Here is a 15,083-nt window from a genome sequence, read left to right on the forward strand (position 1 = left end):
TTATTCAATACTGGGTGTTTTGAGAAGAAATAGTGTTTGTGTTTTGCTACTTTTGGCGGATGCCTCGAAAAAATTGAGGCGGTACGTTGTTATTTAGAAGCGACTCAGGCAGCCTACTAAACTAAATGATATTTTTACTAAATCTGTAAGAAACGGAGTGATAAAGATGAAACAATTAAAATTTGTTGTACCTGCTGCGATTGTGGCCTTATTGTCTGCTTGTAGTAGCATGGGTGGTTCATCGGCGGAAAAAGCCTCTGCCGCCCAACCTACTGCTACAGTTCAGGCTCCGGCTACGCAAACCCAGTCTGCTCCTGTGGCTACTAAAGTAGATTCGGTGAAAGAGGTAGCCTATGCGTGTGGCGCTAAAGGTGCCGATAAGCTGCGCGTAACCTATGGTATGAGTGGTAATGAGGTAGTGGTGGCTCAAGCCTTGTTCCAAGGCAAAGCTTCTCCGGTATTGCCACGTGTTGCTGATGAAACTGATAGTAATAGCAATGTATTTAGCAGTAATGGTATTACTTGGACTGCAGATCAGGCTACTGCTGCTAATGTAGATCAAGTAGATGGTAATATGCTGACTCAGCAAGCGGTACAAACTGTAAATGGCAAACAAGTTCAAGTATCACAAATTGTAGCCCGTTATTGCAAACTGGATAAGGTTGCTACTGCTAAATTAGCTGCGGCGAAAAAATAATAATTTATTGTATATTTTTTTCCACTACAGCCTAATTAAGCGGCATATCTTATTTTTTATGTTGTAAAGTCCTCCGAATGAAATCTATAGGGTTATTCGGGGGATTTTAGTTTTTAGAAAAAGCAGTAAAGAAATGAGGATTATCGTATTAAAGGTGTTTGGATTTATTTGGTTTTAATATTTAATTAATTCTTTTTGAGCTGTGATAGTAGTTGTTTGAAATAGTTTTTAAATTCAAACAGGCCGTCTGACAATGTTTTCAGACGGCCTGTTCTTTAAATTAAATTGAAAGTTTAAATGCGCATCGGCATCACGATATATTTAAAATTGGGGTTATTTGGAATGGTGAATAAGGTTGAGCGGTTTGCATCTCCAAAAGCCAACTGCATATCTTCGGTGTGTACATTACGTAATACGTCCATCAAGTAACCGATATTAAAGCCTACTTCGAGTTCGCCACCTTGGTAGGCGATTTCTAATTCTTCGCGGGCTTCTTCTTGTTCGTTATTGCTACATACTACACTGAGTAGGCCGGGTTTGATATGTAGGCGTGCACCGCGGAATTTTTCATTTGCCAAGATGGCGGCCCGTTCTAATGCGCCCAGTAGATGAGTACGTCCTACAAGGAATATTTTATCGTTATCCAAAGGGATAACTCGATTAAAATCCGGGAATTTGCCATCAACTACTTTGCTGACGATTACGGTATCGTTACAGCGGAAGCGAACCTGGTTGTTTAGGAGTTCTATCGTTACCGGCTCACTAGGTTGGTTGATCAGTTTAAACAGCTCTAATACCGTTTTGCGGGGCAAAATAACTTCTGTTTTGGGTAGGTTGGTATCAACTGTAGTGCTGGTGTAAGCAAGACGATGACCATCTGTGGCCACCAAACGGAGCTGATCACCCTCTACTTGCATTAGTAAGCCGTTTAGGTAATAGCGGATATCTTGTACTGCCATACTGTATTGCACTTGTGACAGCATGTTTTTCAAAGCTTCTTGAGGCAGTGAAAAGGCAGCGGTAACTTCCTCGCCTACGCTCATCAGCGGAAAATCTTCTGCAGGCAGGGTTTGCAGGTTGAAGCGTGACTTGCCGGCTTTTAAGGTCAGGCGGTTTTGCGCCCAATCTAATGCAACCATGGAACCCTCGGGGAGAGCGCGTAAGATGTCTTGTAACTTTTTAGCATTGGTTGTAACACGGAAATCTTCCGCTTCGCTGTGCGGGCCTGCGGTATTTACTTGGATTTCTAAATCTGTTGCCAAAATGTTAGTTTGGCCGTGTACATTTTCCAGCAATACGTTGCTTAGAATGGGTAATGTGTGGCGGCGTTCGACAATGCCTGTAACGGCTTGCAGGGGTTTTAACAAAGCATCGCGTTCTGCTTGTAAAATCAACATAAAAAATTCCCTTCGGGCTAATCAGTTTTGAATAATCAGCAGTAGTTTTTCATAATCTTGGGCAAGTTCCGGATCTTCTGCCCGAAGCTTGGCAACAGCTTTTACACCGTGCATTACCGTGGTGTGGTCACGACCACCGAACGCATCACCTATGGAAGGCAGGCTTAAGTTGGTTAACTCTTTGGTAAGACTCATGGCTATCTGACGTGGCCGAGCAATATTGCGTGTGCGTTTTTTGCCGAGTATATCACTGTTTTTTATGCGGTAATATTTGGCAGTTTCGGTAATAATCAATTCGGCGGTAATAACTTTATAGGCGCTGGCTACAATATCCTGTAAGGCTTCGCTGGCCAAGTCTATATCAATCGGTTTTTTCTGAAAGCGGCTAAGGGCTTCTACACGTTTGAATGCGCCTTCAAGCTCTCTGACGTTGGAGCGGATGTGTTTTGCAATAAAGAATGCAGCTTGTTCGTCTAGCTCCACATTTGCCGATTCTGCTTTTTGCTGCAAAATAGCCACACGCATCTCTAATTCGGGCGGTTCCAGCTCCAGTGTGAGGCCCCAGGAAAAGCGCGATTTCAAACGCTCGTCCATGTCTTCAATTTTGGCAGGTAACACATCACAGGTAAGGATCAGTTGCTTTTTCTCGTTATGGAAGTGATTGTATAGGTAGAAAAACTCTTCCATTGTACGGTCTTTGCCTTTGATAAATTGTACGTCATCAATAATCAGTAGATCGTATTGTTTGTATTGTTGTTTGAATACATCATATGACTGGTTGCGTACGGCATGCATGAAGCTGCGGATATAGTCATCGGCATGCATATAACGTACCCGTGCGTTTGGGCGTTGCTTCAATAATTCATTGCCTATAGCTTGCACTAGATGGGTTTTGCCCAAGCCCGTGCTGCCATATAAGAAAAACGGGTTGTAGTTACCCCCGGGGTTTTCAGCAATGGATTTGGCTGCAGTGGCAGCCATACGGTTGCCTTTTCCTTCTACCAATGTTTCGAAAGTATAGTCTCGAGATAGGTTGGTTTGGTTATAGCGCAAGGCTTCTTTGCCGGTAGTGTCGGCTATTTCATCGGTTGCTGGACTTTTTACAGTTTTGGTACTGCCGGCGGAGCGTTTGGATTCTTCCGGAAGTTGTTTCATGCGCTCGGCCAAAATATCTTGGGCACTTTTTTTACCCACGCTTTGGGGTGAGGGAGTCGGTATATGGGTATTGGTTTGGGTGTCGGTATTTAGGTCGGTTATATTTTCGGAAAGAGTTGTTTTTCTGCTGTTTGTTACAGGTTGTTCGGTTGGGGTATTTTCTTCTGTAGTGCCGGCGGCTTGTTCGGAGGAGGGCTCTTTTGCCATAGGATATGCTTGCCCCCTACCCGGTTTGAACGTGATGGCAGATTGTTGCGGAGCATATTCGGCCCGTGCAGCTTCGATATATTTGGCAAATTGGTTTCGCAACATATTGCAAGCAAATTGGCTCTTGCCATATATCACCCATACGCCATCCTCTTCGCCTACAGTTAGTGGCGAAATCCAAGTATCGTATTGTTGGGGGGACAATGTCTCGTGAAGCCGACGGAGGCATTGTGGCCAAAATTCTGCTAGCGTCATAGTGTGGCAGCCATTTTCCAAATAAATTAACGGCTATAGCCGTTATATTTTTTAAATCAATATGATGAGGAATACTCCGCCGCCCTGTGGAGATCGGGTTGCAGATTTTCTGTAAATATTAGGTGATTATACAGAATTTAATCTTTTACGACTATCTGCACTTTGGAGCGGATTATTGATTGGCGAATCGTTGGGCTGTATCGGTAACCGAACGTAATCCGCTTATTTTGATTGACAAAACTGGTAAATTGAGGTGTAATTCTCGGTTTGATTTTCAGATAATTTTAGGACATAACATGAAACGCACTTATCAACCTTCAGTTACCCGCCGCAAACGCACCCACGGTTTCTTGGTTCGCTCTAAAACCCGCGGTGGCCGTGCTGTTTTGGCTGCACGTCGCGCTAAAGGCCGTAAACGTTTGGCTGTGTAATGTGGGACAGTATTTCGGTAAGCAATACCGCCTTTTAAAAACGGATGATTTTTCATCCGTTTTTGCATTGAGAAGGCAGCGTAGCTTGAGTTTTGTACAGGTTTTGCATTCTCCAGACAACCGCTTGGGACATGCCAGATTGGGTTTGGTGGTGAGCAAGAAAGTAGCCAAGCGCGCGCATGAGCGTAATTATATGAAGCGGGTGATTCGTGAATGGTTTCGTTTGAATTGCTGTGAATTGCAAAGTTATGATTTTATTGTACGGGTGCGCCAGCGGTTTGATCAATCAGAATCTGCACAAGTTCGTTTGCAGCTTAGCCAATTGATGCGAAGACTTTGAGAATGGTTGCTAAATTGCTGCTTGGATTGATTCGCTTCTATCAGTATGCGATTAGCCCGCTAATTCCTCCCCGTTGCCGTTATACGCCGACTTGTTCTCAATATGCGTTGGAGGCGGTAAAAAAATATGGCGCTTTCAAGGGTGGATGGTTGGCGTTAAAGCGTATTGCCCGGTGCCACCCGTTCGGTGGCTGTGGTTATGATCCCCTTCCATAGAATAAAAGGATATGGATAAAGCTTTAATTAAGGTTTCGTAACTTGTATTTATCTGTTATTTTGTTGCGGTTTAGCTTACTATAACGGTGCTTTGGCCTTTCAGGCGGCATCTAAAAAAATACCAGGAAAAAATATGGATTTCAAAAGATTAATGATCTTCTTCAGCGTGGCGCTGTTGATTTTGCTGGGGTGGGAGCAGATGTTTCCCACGCCCAAGCAGCCTGTTACGCAAAAGCAGGCGGGAACACAGCAACAAGCAGCCGGTACGCAACCTGCGCAAATTGCAGCCTTATCTCCTGCTGTGCCGGTAACGGTTATTACGGATACCGTTAAGGCGGTGATTGATGAAAAAAGTGGGGATCTGCGTCAGCTGACTCTGCTGAAATATAATTCGAGCAGTGATGAGAGCAAAGATTTTGTTTTATTCAACGACAGCAATGCGTATACCTATGTAGCTCAGTCTGAGCTTTTGGATGCGGCAGGTAGAAATGTTCTGCAAAATTTATCTTTCCAAGCTCCGCAAAAACAATATACGCTCAATGGTGATACGCTGGAAGTTCGTTTGAGTGCTCCGGAAACCAATGGTTTGAAAGTTGACAAGGTTTATACCTTTACAAAGGGTAGCTATCTTATTAATGTCCGTTTTGATGTTAATAACCAAAGCGGTCAGCCGGTTAAACTTGATGCTGCCTATCGTTTGTTGCGTGATAACAGCAAGCCGGAGGGGGAGGGTTACTTCAACCATACTTACACTGGTCCTGTGGTTTATACGCCCGAGGGTAAGTTTGAAAAAGTGGCTTTTGATACCTTGGATGATGATTTCAAGTCGGGTAAGGATCAGGCTGATTATGTGCGTCGAAGTACTTCAGGTTGGGTGGGTATGGTCCAACACTATTTTATGGCAACTTGGATTATGCAGCCTAAAGATGGTGCCAGTATTTGTGCCGAAGGCACCTGCCAGCTGGATATCCGCCGTACCGATAATCTTTATTCGGCGGGTGTGCGTGCGCCTTTGAAAGTAGTGGCTGCCGGTGCAACTGAAAGTTTCGCGGCCGGTTTGTATGCCGGCCCGCAAACGACCAGCGTTATCAGCCAAGTAGCGGACAATCTGCAATTGGCGAAAGACTATGGCAAAGTACATATTTTTGCGTCACCATTGTTCTGGTTGCTAAACAAATTGCATGATGTGGTCGGCAACTGGGGTTGGGCAATTGTTTTGCTAACGATTATTGTGAAAGCGATTCTCTATCCGTTAACTAATGCTTCTTACCGCTCGATGGCAAAGATGCGTGCTGTGGCTCCCCGCTTGCAGGCATTGAAGGAAAAATATGGTGATGACCGCATGGCAATGCAGCAGGCCATGATGAAGATGTATAAGGATGAAAAAATTAATCCTTTGGGCGGTTGTTTGCCGATGCTGTTGCAAATTCCGGTATTTATCGGCTTATATTGGGCGATTTTCTCATCAGTAGAATTGCGCCAGGCTCCTTGGTTCGGTTGGATTGCCGACTTGAGCCGTCCAGATCCTTGGTTTATTCTGCCGATTGTTATGGCAGTAACCATGTTTATCCAAACTTATTTGAACCCGCCGCCGACAGATCCTATGCAGGCAAAAATTATGAAGATTATGCCTTTGGTTTTCTCGGTAATGTTCTTCTTTTTCCCAGCAGGTTTAGTGTTGTATTGGGTAGTTAATAATATTTTGACTATTTTCCAACAATGGTATATCAATACCAGTATTGAGAAACAGCGTAAACAAGGTGAAGTTGTTTCATAAGTCTCTTGATTAAAAAAGGATGCCGTCTGAGTTTCAGACGGCATCCTTTTTTGCAGATGAGGGATAAAGTGATTTCTTGGGAATCATGTTGAAATGAGGTTGACTTTATCGAGCGTTTTTTATGTAGGGTTGTATTTCGCCTAATAAATAATAATGAAGGAAATCAGTTGAAAAAAGCGGTCAGTCGTGCATTATTGCGATTGCGATGTTTTTACCCAAATAAACGCTAGGCCTTGGGTTTTTGATCAATCTGATTAATTTAAGTTGGAGATCTCTTAAATAAAGTTAAATCTTTGTTGATTTCCATAGTGCTTGGAAGGAACGTACCACAGCTTCCGGATCTTTTGCTTCGGTGATGGCACGTACTACCGCTAAAGAGGCAGCTCCCGTTTCTAATACGGCTCTTGCATTGTTTAGGTCTATGCCGCCAATAGCAACAACCGGTGTGGGAGCTGCCCTTTGTACATAGTCACGCAGCTTTTCGAGACCTTGAGGCTGGGTGGGCATATTTTTGGTTGTAGTCGGAAAAATTGCCCCGCTCGCTACATAGCTTGGATTTACCGATAATGCCCGGTCAAGTTCTGAGATCGAGTGAGTGCTGATACCCAAACGCAGCCCGGCATTTGCAAGTACATGTAAATCTGCTTTGTCTATGTCTTCTTGCCCTAAATGAACGCCATAAGCGCCGGCTTCTATAGCTTCTTTCCAATAGTCATTGATAAACAATTGAATAGGGCGATTGTGGCAAGCTGCTACTGCACGCTCGATTTCTGAATATAGGGCGGATCCGTGTAAGTTTTTGTTTCGCAACTGAACTGTATCCGCACCTGCATCAACCATACGCTCAACCCATTCGGCGTCCGGTACTACGGCATAAAATTTTAAAGGGGCAGACAGTGCGGGAAATAATAATTTTTTCATGAATCTGCTTTCAGACGGCATCTAACCAATTTATAATATCAAAATTGTGTAAATTTTATTACACCTATTACAGTATTAATTCGTTTTAAGAAATCTTTTCGATTTTTGATTCAAGGCAATTTTATGACTTCTAACTCAACCTCAAGTGCAACTATCGCCAGGCTTAACTTGGTTTTTCTTGCATTATTGATTGGTATGGTAACCTACTTCATTTTCTGGGGGTTGGGCTATATCAATTATAACCATACGGTATTGTTTTTACTTGCCACGTTGTTTGGTGTGTTCATGGCATTCAATATCGGGGGTAACGATGTTGCAAACTCTTTCGGCACCAGTGTTGGTGCCGGTACACTCACGGTGCCCCAAGCATTGCTGATTGCAGCTATTTTTGAAGTGAGTGGGGCGGTTATCGCCGGTGGTGAGGTGACTAATACAATCCGTAAAGGCATTATTGATTTGAATCAGATGCATCTTGAGCCAATGCAGTTTGTTTATATCATGATGTCGGCTTTGTTGGCAGCGGCACTTTGGTTGTTATTCGCTACTAAAAAAGGCTTACCTGTTTCTACTACCCACGCCATTATCGGTGGTATTGTCGGCAGTGCTTTGTGCTTGGGCTATCTCAGTAGCGGTTCGAATACTTTCGCCTTGATCCAATGGGATAATGTAGGCCAGATTGCGGCCTCTTGGGTGCTATCGCCGGTATTGGGTGGTTTGGTATCTTATATTTTGTTTGCACAAGTTAAAAAACATGTCTTGGATTACAATACCCAAGCAGAAGCCCGTTTGAAAGCCATTAAGCAAGAGAAAAAAGCATTTAAAGAACAACACCGTCTGTATTTTGAGAGTTTGAGTGAGGCGGAAAAAATCGAGTGTGCTTCGGCCATGGCGCGCGACGCCCAAATCTATGGTGAATCAGATACAGATCCTAGTGAGTTGGAATCCGAGTACTATCGTGGCCTTTATGACATTGATCATCGTAAAAATAACATTGATGTCTACAAAGCATTGCAGTCCTGGGTGCCGTTGATTGCTTCTGTGGGCGGTATGATGATTGCCTCGATGTTGATCTTCAAAGGTTTGAAAAACTTACATTTAGGTATGAGTAACCTTAGTAGCTATCTAACTATTTTTATGGTTGGCGCAGGTATCTGGATGGCTACTTTCATTTATGCTAAAACCTTGAAGCGTAAAGACTTGGGCAAATCAACATTTTTAATGTTCAGCTGGATGCAGGTATTCACGGCGGCCGGCTTTGCATTTAGTCACGGAGCAAATGATATTGCCAATGCGATCGGTCCTTTTGCAGCAATTATGGATGTTTTGCGTACCGGCGATATCAATTCCCAATCTCCGGTGCCTCCGGTTGCCATGCTTACTTTTGGTATTGCCTTGATTGTTGGCTTGTGGTTTATCGGTAAAGAAGTTATTCAAACAGTAGGTACCAATTTGGCAAAAATGCACCCTTCTTCAGGGTTTACTGCTGAACTCGCGGCTGCATCAGTAGTAATGCTTGCTTCTTTAATGGGATTGCCAGTTTCTAGTACACATATTTTGGTTGGTGCGGTTTTGGGTATTGGCTTAGTAAACCGTAATGCGAATTGGGCGATGATGAAACCCATAGCACTGGCTTGGGTGATTACTTTGCCGGCAGCTGCAATTTTATCCGTACTCTGTTTCTTGGCGTTGCGAGCCGTTTTCTAAAGGCGGATACATTATTTGTACTATGCCCGACAGGCTTTGGCTGTCGGGCTTTTCTTTATTTGCCGGGTAGGTTTAAAAGCTGAAAAAATGGGTGGAATCAGGTATAATTCGAAAGGTTATACACTTGATTTTTTAAGGCTGTGAGTAATGCTTAAAATAGTATTCCATAGCTAAATAAATATTGGGTGCATGGGATTTTAATCAGCTAGAAAAGATATTTATGACCGATCAGAAAAAACACGAAGAATACGGTGCCGAGAGTATTCAGGTACTCGAAGGTCTGGAGGCAGTGCGCAAGCGTCCGGGTATGTATATCGGTGACACTCAAGACGGTTCAGGTTTGCACCATATGGTGTTTGAAGTGCTTGACAATGCGATTGATGAGGCATTGGCAGGACATTGTAATAAAATTGTTGTTACCATTCATTCGGATAATTCAGTTAGTATTAGTGATAATGGTCGTGGTATGCCTACGGGCATACATCCGAAGGAGGGGCGCTCAGCTGCAGAAGTTATTATGACCGTACTACATGCAGGCGGTAAGTTTGATAATAACAGCTATAAAATTTCAGGCGGCTTGCACGGTGTGGGCGTTTCGGTAGTAAATGCCTTGTCTGATTGGGTTAGCCTAACCATCTATCGTGATGGTAAAGAGCATTTTGTTCGCTTTGAAAACGGCGTAGCGGTTGAACCTTTAAAGGCAGTGGCCGACTCCGATAAAAAAGGTACTGTCGTACGCTTTTTAGCAAGTACAACCACCTTTGGCGAAATTGAATATAGTTTTGATATTTTGGCAAAACGTATCCGTGAGCTATCTTTCCTTAATAATGGTGTTGATATAGAGCTTTTTGATAAGCGTGACGGAAAGCATGAAAATTTTGCTTTTTCGGGCGGGGTAGCCGGTTTCGTCCAGTATATGAACCGTAAAAAAACACCACTTCACGAGAAAATTTTTCATGCTTTCGGTGAGAAAGATGGCATGAGCGTTGAAGTTGCCATGCAGTGGAATGATAGCTACCAAGAGTCTGTGCAGTGCTTTACTAATAATATCCCGCAAAGAGACGGTGGGACGCATTTAACCGCTTTACGGCAAGTGATGACGCGTACCATCAATAGTTATATTGAGGCCAACGAAGTTGCGAAAAAGGCCAAAGTAGATACTAGTGGTGACGATATGCGTGAAGGTCTGACATGCGTATTATCAGTTAAGCTGCCCGATCCGAAGTTTTCTTCTCAAACTAAAGACAAGCTGGTTTCCAGTGAAATAGGCCCCGTGGTGAATGAAGTAATCAGCCAAGCCTTGACTGATTTTTTGGAGGAAAATCCCAACGAAGCTAAAATTATTACCGGAAAAATCGTAGATGCGGCCCGTGCGCGAGAAGCTGCCCGTAAAGCGAGGGAAATTACTCGGCGAAAAGGTGTTATGGACGGCTTGGGGCTTCCAGGTAAATTAGCTGATTGCCAAGAAAAAGATCCTGCTCTTTCTGAGTTATATCTAGTGGAGGGTGATTCTGCCGGCGGTTCTGCGAAACAGGGAAGAGATCGAAAGTTCCAAGCGATTTTGCCGCTTAAGGGTAAGATCTTAAACGTAGAAAAAGCACGCTTTGAAAAAATGCTCGCCAGCCAAGAAGTAGCTACTTTGATTACAGCATTGGGTGCGGGTATCGGTAAGGAAGAATTTAACCCCGAAAAATTACGCTATCACCGTATCATCATCATGACTGATGCTGATGTGGATGGTGCACATATCCGTACTTTGTTATTGACTTTCTTCTATCGGCAAATGCCTGAATTAGTTGAGCGCGGTTATATTTATATTGCCCAACCGCCATTGTATAAAGCCAAATATGGTAAGCAGGAGCGCTATCTCAAAGACGAATTTGAAAAAGACCAATTCTTACTGGGCCTAGCTATTGATAAAGCACAAATTATTTCAGGTGATAGTGTTTTGCAAGGCGAAGAATTGGAGAAAGTGGCTAAGCAGTTTTTACAGGCCCGCAGTGTTATTGAGCAAGAAAGCAGAGTCATTGATGATTTGGTGCTAAACGCCATGCTTTATGCGGAAGAAATAGATTTAAGTAGTTCTGAATCTGCCGATGCCGCTATTGCTATGTTATCTATGCTTCTAGATGAAAAAGAAGTTGTTTTGGAGCGAATAGAGGGCAGTGACGGCAGCCACTTTATCAAGATTACCCGTAAGTTGCATGGCAATGTAATGGTTAGTTATATTGAGCCGAAATTCTTATCCGGTAAAGCTTATCAAACGTTATTGCAAACTTCTGTCGCCTTGAAAGGTTTGGTGGATGAGGGTGCGGAAGTAGTTAAAGGCGATCATCGATATCCTGTTAACAGCTTTGCACAGGCCTTAGGGATTTTGATGAGCGCTGCTCAAAAAGGTATGTCTATTCAACGCTATAAAGGTTTGGGTGAGATGAATCCCGAGCAGTTGTGGGAAACTACTATGGATCCGCAAGTACGCCGCTTGTTGAAAGTGCGTATTGAAGATGCGATTGCCGCTGATGAGGTTTTTGTAACTTTGATGGGAGACGAAGTAGAGCCGCGCCGTGCATTTATTGAGAATAATGCGTTGGTGGCACAAAATATTGATGTTTGATTGATGCATCAGACTCAAAAGCATTCAAATGCCTCTGTTTATATCAGGGGCATTTTTTCTAGTATACAAGCAGGTTTTAGTCTCAGATTCAGAGTTGTTAAGGACCAAATTAAAAGTTTAGACGGCCTGTATAAATTAAAAAAACAATGCCGTCTGAAATTTCAGACGGCATTGTTTATGGTTTAAATACTTGAAGATAAATATTACATTTGCTTTAGGCGTGCAATACGGTTATCCAAGCTCGGGTGGGTAGACAGCAAAGAATCTTTAGCTTCACTGGCGATACCCATTGCTGTCATTTCTTTAGGCAGATCACTTGGGTTGCCTTTCAGGCGTTGTAGGGCTGAAATCATTTTAGGAGCACCTACTAGCTTTGCAGCACCTGCATCCGCACGATATTCACGTTGGCGGCTAAACCACATAACAATGATACTGGCTAAGAAACCAAAAACGATTTGGAGAACCATACTCACCATAAAATATGTACCTTGAGATACTTCTCCATTGTCGTTTCGAGCAACCATGCTGGAAACAATGCGTGCTAAAAATACGACAAAAGTATTGACTACGCCTTGGATTAGGGTAAGCGTTACCATATCGCCGTTGCCGACGTGAGCCATTTCATGAGCTAGAACGGCCTCTACTTCATCTCGAGTCATACTGTCTAACAGGCCGGTACTTACTGCAACCAAGGAATTATTTTTACTGGGGCCGGTAGCAAATGCATTAGGCTCGGGTGAGTGGTAAATGGCTACCTCGGGAGTTTTTAAGTTCCATTGGCGAGCTTGGTTTTGAACAGTTTGTAAAAGCCAAGCTTCAACTTCGTTTTGAGGTTGCGTAATTACCTCTGCGCCTACGGAACGTTTCGCAACCATTTTAGAGGTCAGCAAAGAGATAATTGAGCCGGTAAAACCAATAACGGCGGAGTAGACGAGCAGGCTTCCTAATTGATCCGGGTTACTGCTAACACCGAGAACACTCAGAATGATGCTGATAACGACAAGAACAGCGATATTAGTGGCAAGAAACAGAAAAATACGTTTCACTGGTTTTCCTCTTTTACTAGTATGATATGGTTATTCTAGGATTTCAAACTTCATGTATTTTCGCAAAAATCAGGTGGCTAGCATAGTCTGATTTCAGAAAAGGTATGCAAAATTACGCGTATTTTTAGATGGATTTATGCTCTTGTATTTATTGTTTATTCGCTAAATGCCGTCTGAAAAAGTCGATTTCTGCACAATTGCTTTGCAGAGGCTTGCTAATTTAGGTTCTGATTTGCCCAGTACCTAAAACAATCCATTTTTGGCTTGTTAAGCCGTGTAACCCGACAGGCCCTCGTACATGGATTTTATCAGTGGAAATGCCGATTTCTGCACCTAGGCCGTATTCAAAGCCATCGGCAAAACGGGTTGATGCGTTTACTATTACACTGGAGCTGTCTACCATACGCAAGAATAGTTGGGCATCAGTATAGTTTTCGGTAACGATGCTATCGGTATGATGGCTGCCATGCGTGTTTATATGTTGTATTGCTTCATATATATTGTCAACAATTTTAATAGATAAAATGGGTGCGAGGTATTCGGTGTTCCAATCTTCTTCGGTGGCGGCCACTGCATTGGGCAGAATCTCTAATGTACGGGGGCAGGCACGTAATTCTACTTGTTTTTCTTTATATTTTTTTGCTAGTAGAGGCAAGATTTCAGCAGCACGGCTTTGGTGTATCAAAAGGGTTTCCATCGTATTACAGGTGCCGTAACGAGAGGTTTTCGCATTGAAGGCTATATTGACTGCTTTTTCCGTGTCGGCTGCTTGGTCAATATAAGTGTGGCATATGCCGTCTAGGTGTTTAATGACTGGAACGCGTGCTTCCGCACTAATACGCGCTACCAATGCTTTTCCTCCGCGAGGAATAATAACATCAATCAAATCGGGGCTCTGCAGCATGGCGCCGACACTTTCTCTATTCGTATTTTCGATTAGGCGGACGGCATCTTCGGGCAGTGCGCTTTCACGTAATGCCTGTCGGATAATCCGGTAGATTTCCAGATTGCAGTTAAAGGCTTCACTGCCTCCGCGCAATATGCAGGCATTGCCCGACTTTAGGCATAATGCGGCAGCGTCGACAGTTACATTAGGGCGCGATTCGTAAATTATTCCGATAACTCCAAGAGGTACGCGCATTTTGCCAATTTGTAGGCCATTGGGCCGGGTGCGAAATTCATCCATTTCACCGACTGGATCGGGTAGCGCTGCAATTTGTCGTAAGCCTTCGCACATGCTCTCTACGGTTTTTTCTGTGAGCCTTAGCCTTTCTAATAGTGGGGTATCGAGACCTTTTTCAGTTGCTGCTGCCATATCTTTGGCATTTGCAGCTAAGATATTTGCTTGATTTATCTGAATCAATTCGGCTATGCGTAAAAGTGCGTAATTTTTTTCGGCTGATGAGCAGGACGCCAATCGGTAAAATGCGGTTTTGGCTGCTGTCGCGGTATTGCGTACATAGTCGGTAATATTTTGCATGTTTTAGGCAACCCATTTGTTAATATGATTTATATTCTTTTGATAATAAATGTTGTCGGTTGTTTGAGCAACATGGCAATGATAAAAGAAGGCCGTCTGAAACTTTTCAGACGGCCTTTCATTTTTTATGGTTATTGCTGTATGCTTGGTTTAGAAGCTATAACGCAAACCTGCGAGTGCGCCGTATTGATGTACTTTTGTAGGATATTTATCACCATCCAGCTTGCCTAGATAGTTATACTCTGTGCCAACATTGAATGCCAGTTGATCATTAATTTGATATTGTACGCCCGCCAGCAAACCAATCCCCAAACGGGTATTGGTCTCTGAATAGCTGTAAGAGCTATTATTGGTACGGTTTTCAATATTGCCGCTTAGACGATTGGCGCCTGCACGAATACCCACATAAGGTGTTAAGGCAGTTTGATTGTGCGCATCATAAATTGCCGAGATGCCAATACCTTGTACGCTTAAATCCCCTTGAGTGGATGAATAAGCATTAGAGGTGGAATTTTACTTTCCCAAAATGGATGTAATCGAGTGCGTAACGGGCATTGCCGAAGCTTTTACCTACAGAAATACGCGTATTAGTGACAGTATCTTTATGATTTTGATTGTCTGCTTTTAACACCAACCGAGATGTGCCAAGTTCACCTTGGATATACAGTCCCTCTGCTGCGGCCATGGTTGAGAAGCCGCTTAATAATGTAATCAGTAAGAATTTTTTCATTTTAAAGTCTAACCGGATAATAATGCTAGATAAATATATCAAAAAACAAACAGGCTAACATAATAAAATGCTGTTCTCCGTTAGCTTATATTTTATATCTTTGTAAAATTATTG

Annotated in this window: 13 protein-coding genes and 1 pseudogene; 7 read left to right on the forward strand and 7 right to left on the reverse strand. The window is 43.2% G+C overall.

All coding sequences use genetic code 11. The features are described from left to right. Positions 1 to 166: 166 nt before the first annotated feature. Positions 167 to 697 carry a hypothetical protein gene (locus ACEPPX_RS03365; RefSeq protein WP_047761431.1) on the forward strand — a complete coding sequence of 177 codons (531 nt, stop codon included), beginning with the start codon at positions 167 to 169 and terminating at the stop codon, positions 695 to 697. A 293-nt stretch (positions 698 to 990) separates the two neighbouring features. Here the strand turns inward: ACEPPX_RS03365 and dnaN are convergent, their stop codons facing one another. Then, positions 991 to 2,094 (reverse strand): DNA polymerase III subunit beta, encoded by a 1,104-nt coding sequence (gene dnaN, locus ACEPPX_RS03370; protein ID WP_416622936.1) that lies wholly within the window; start codon positions 2,092 to 2,094, stop codon positions 991 to 993. A 21-nt stretch (positions 2,095 to 2,115) separates the two neighbouring features. Further along, positions 2,116 to 3,711, reverse strand: coding sequence for a chromosomal replication initiator protein DnaA (gene dnaA / locus ACEPPX_RS03375; protein WP_416622937.1), 1,596 nt, complete (start codon positions 3,709 to 3,711; stop codon positions 2,116 to 2,118). A 296-nt stretch (positions 3,712 to 4,007) separates the two neighbouring features. On the opposite strand from dnaA, the gene rpmH reads away from it, so the two are divergent. The 4 genes from rpmH to yidC all read left to right on the forward strand — a co-directional run bounded on the left by rpmH (position 4,008) and on the right by yidC (position 6,474). Next, positions 4,008 to 4,142 carry a 50S ribosomal protein L34 gene (gene rpmH, locus ACEPPX_RS03380; protein WP_004283944.1) on the forward strand — a complete coding sequence of 45 codons (135 nt, stop codon included), beginning with the start codon at positions 4,008 to 4,010 and terminating at the stop codon, positions 4,140 to 4,142. A 1-nt stretch (position 4,143) separates the two neighbouring features. Beyond that, positions 4,144 to 4,482, forward strand: a complete 339-nt coding sequence (gene rnpA / locus ACEPPX_RS03385) for a ribonuclease P protein component (RefSeq protein ID WP_416622938.1) — start codon at positions 4,144 to 4,146, stop codon at positions 4,480 to 4,482. 2 nt (positions 4,483 to 4,484) lie between these two features. Beyond that, complete coding sequence (gene yidD, locus ACEPPX_RS03390) at positions 4,485 to 4,697, forward strand: membrane protein insertion efficiency factor YidD (RefSeq protein WP_075968088.1); 213 nt, start codon at positions 4,485 to 4,487, stop codon at positions 4,695 to 4,697. A gap of 133 nt (positions 4,698 to 4,830) precedes the next feature. Further along, positions 4,831 to 6,474, forward strand: a complete 1,644-nt coding sequence (gene yidC / locus ACEPPX_RS03395) for a membrane protein insertase YidC (protein ID WP_416622939.1) — start codon at positions 4,831 to 4,833, stop codon at positions 6,472 to 6,474. A gap of 285 nt (positions 6,475 to 6,759) precedes the next feature. Here the strand turns inward: yidC and thiE are convergent, their stop codons facing one another. Further along, positions 6,760 to 7,395: a thiamine phosphate synthase gene (gene thiE / locus ACEPPX_RS03400; RefSeq protein WP_416622940.1), complete on the reverse strand. Its 636-nt coding sequence runs from the start codon at positions 7,393 to 7,395 to the stop codon at positions 6,760 to 6,762. 123 nt (positions 7,396 to 7,518) lie between these two features. Between thiE and ACEPPX_RS03405 the strand changes: the two genes are divergently transcribed. Beyond that, positions 7,519 to 9,099: an inorganic phosphate transporter gene (locus ACEPPX_RS03405; protein WP_416622941.1), complete on the forward strand. Its 1,581-nt coding sequence runs from the start codon at positions 7,519 to 7,521 to the stop codon at positions 9,097 to 9,099. A gap of 220 nt (positions 9,100 to 9,319) precedes the next feature. After that, positions 9,320 to 11,713 (forward strand): DNA topoisomerase (ATP-hydrolyzing) subunit B, encoded by a 2,394-nt coding sequence (gyrB, locus tag ACEPPX_RS03410; protein WP_047761425.1) that lies wholly within the window; start codon positions 9,320 to 9,322, stop codon positions 11,711 to 11,713. Between the two features lie 203 nt (positions 11,714 to 11,916). Here the strand turns inward: gyrB and htpX are convergent, their stop codons facing one another. The 4 genes and pseudogenes from htpX to ACEPPX_RS03430 all read right to left on the reverse strand — a co-directional run bounded on the left by htpX (position 11,917) and on the right by ACEPPX_RS03430 (position 14,969). Then, positions 11,917 to 12,759 carry a protease HtpX gene (gene htpX / locus ACEPPX_RS03415; RefSeq protein WP_416622942.1) on the reverse strand — a complete coding sequence of 281 codons (843 nt, stop codon included), beginning with the start codon at positions 12,757 to 12,759 and terminating at the stop codon, positions 11,917 to 11,919. A 220-nt stretch (positions 12,760 to 12,979) separates the two neighbouring features. Continuing rightward, positions 12,980 to 14,239 carry a glutamate-5-semialdehyde dehydrogenase gene (locus ACEPPX_RS03420; protein WP_416622943.1) on the reverse strand — a complete coding sequence of 420 codons (1,260 nt, stop codon included), beginning with the start codon at positions 14,237 to 14,239 and terminating at the stop codon, positions 12,980 to 12,982. Positions 14,240 to 14,389: 150 nt separating this feature from the next. Then, a pseudogene (locus tag ACEPPX_RS03425) lies at positions 14,390 to 14,728 on the reverse strand (opacity family porin); the annotation flags it as partial. 10 nt (positions 14,729 to 14,738) lie between these two features. Beyond that, entirely contained in the window at positions 14,739 to 14,969 is a 231-nt protein-coding gene (locus ACEPPX_RS03430; protein ID WP_416622944.1) for a hypothetical protein, read from the reverse strand. Positions 14,970 to 15,083 lie beyond the last annotated feature (114 nt).

Source organism: Neisseria sp. S1 (assembly GCF_048060015.1).
Classification (GTDB): domain Bacteria; phylum Pseudomonadota; class Gammaproteobacteria; order Burkholderiales; family Neisseriaceae; genus Neisseria; species Neisseria arctica.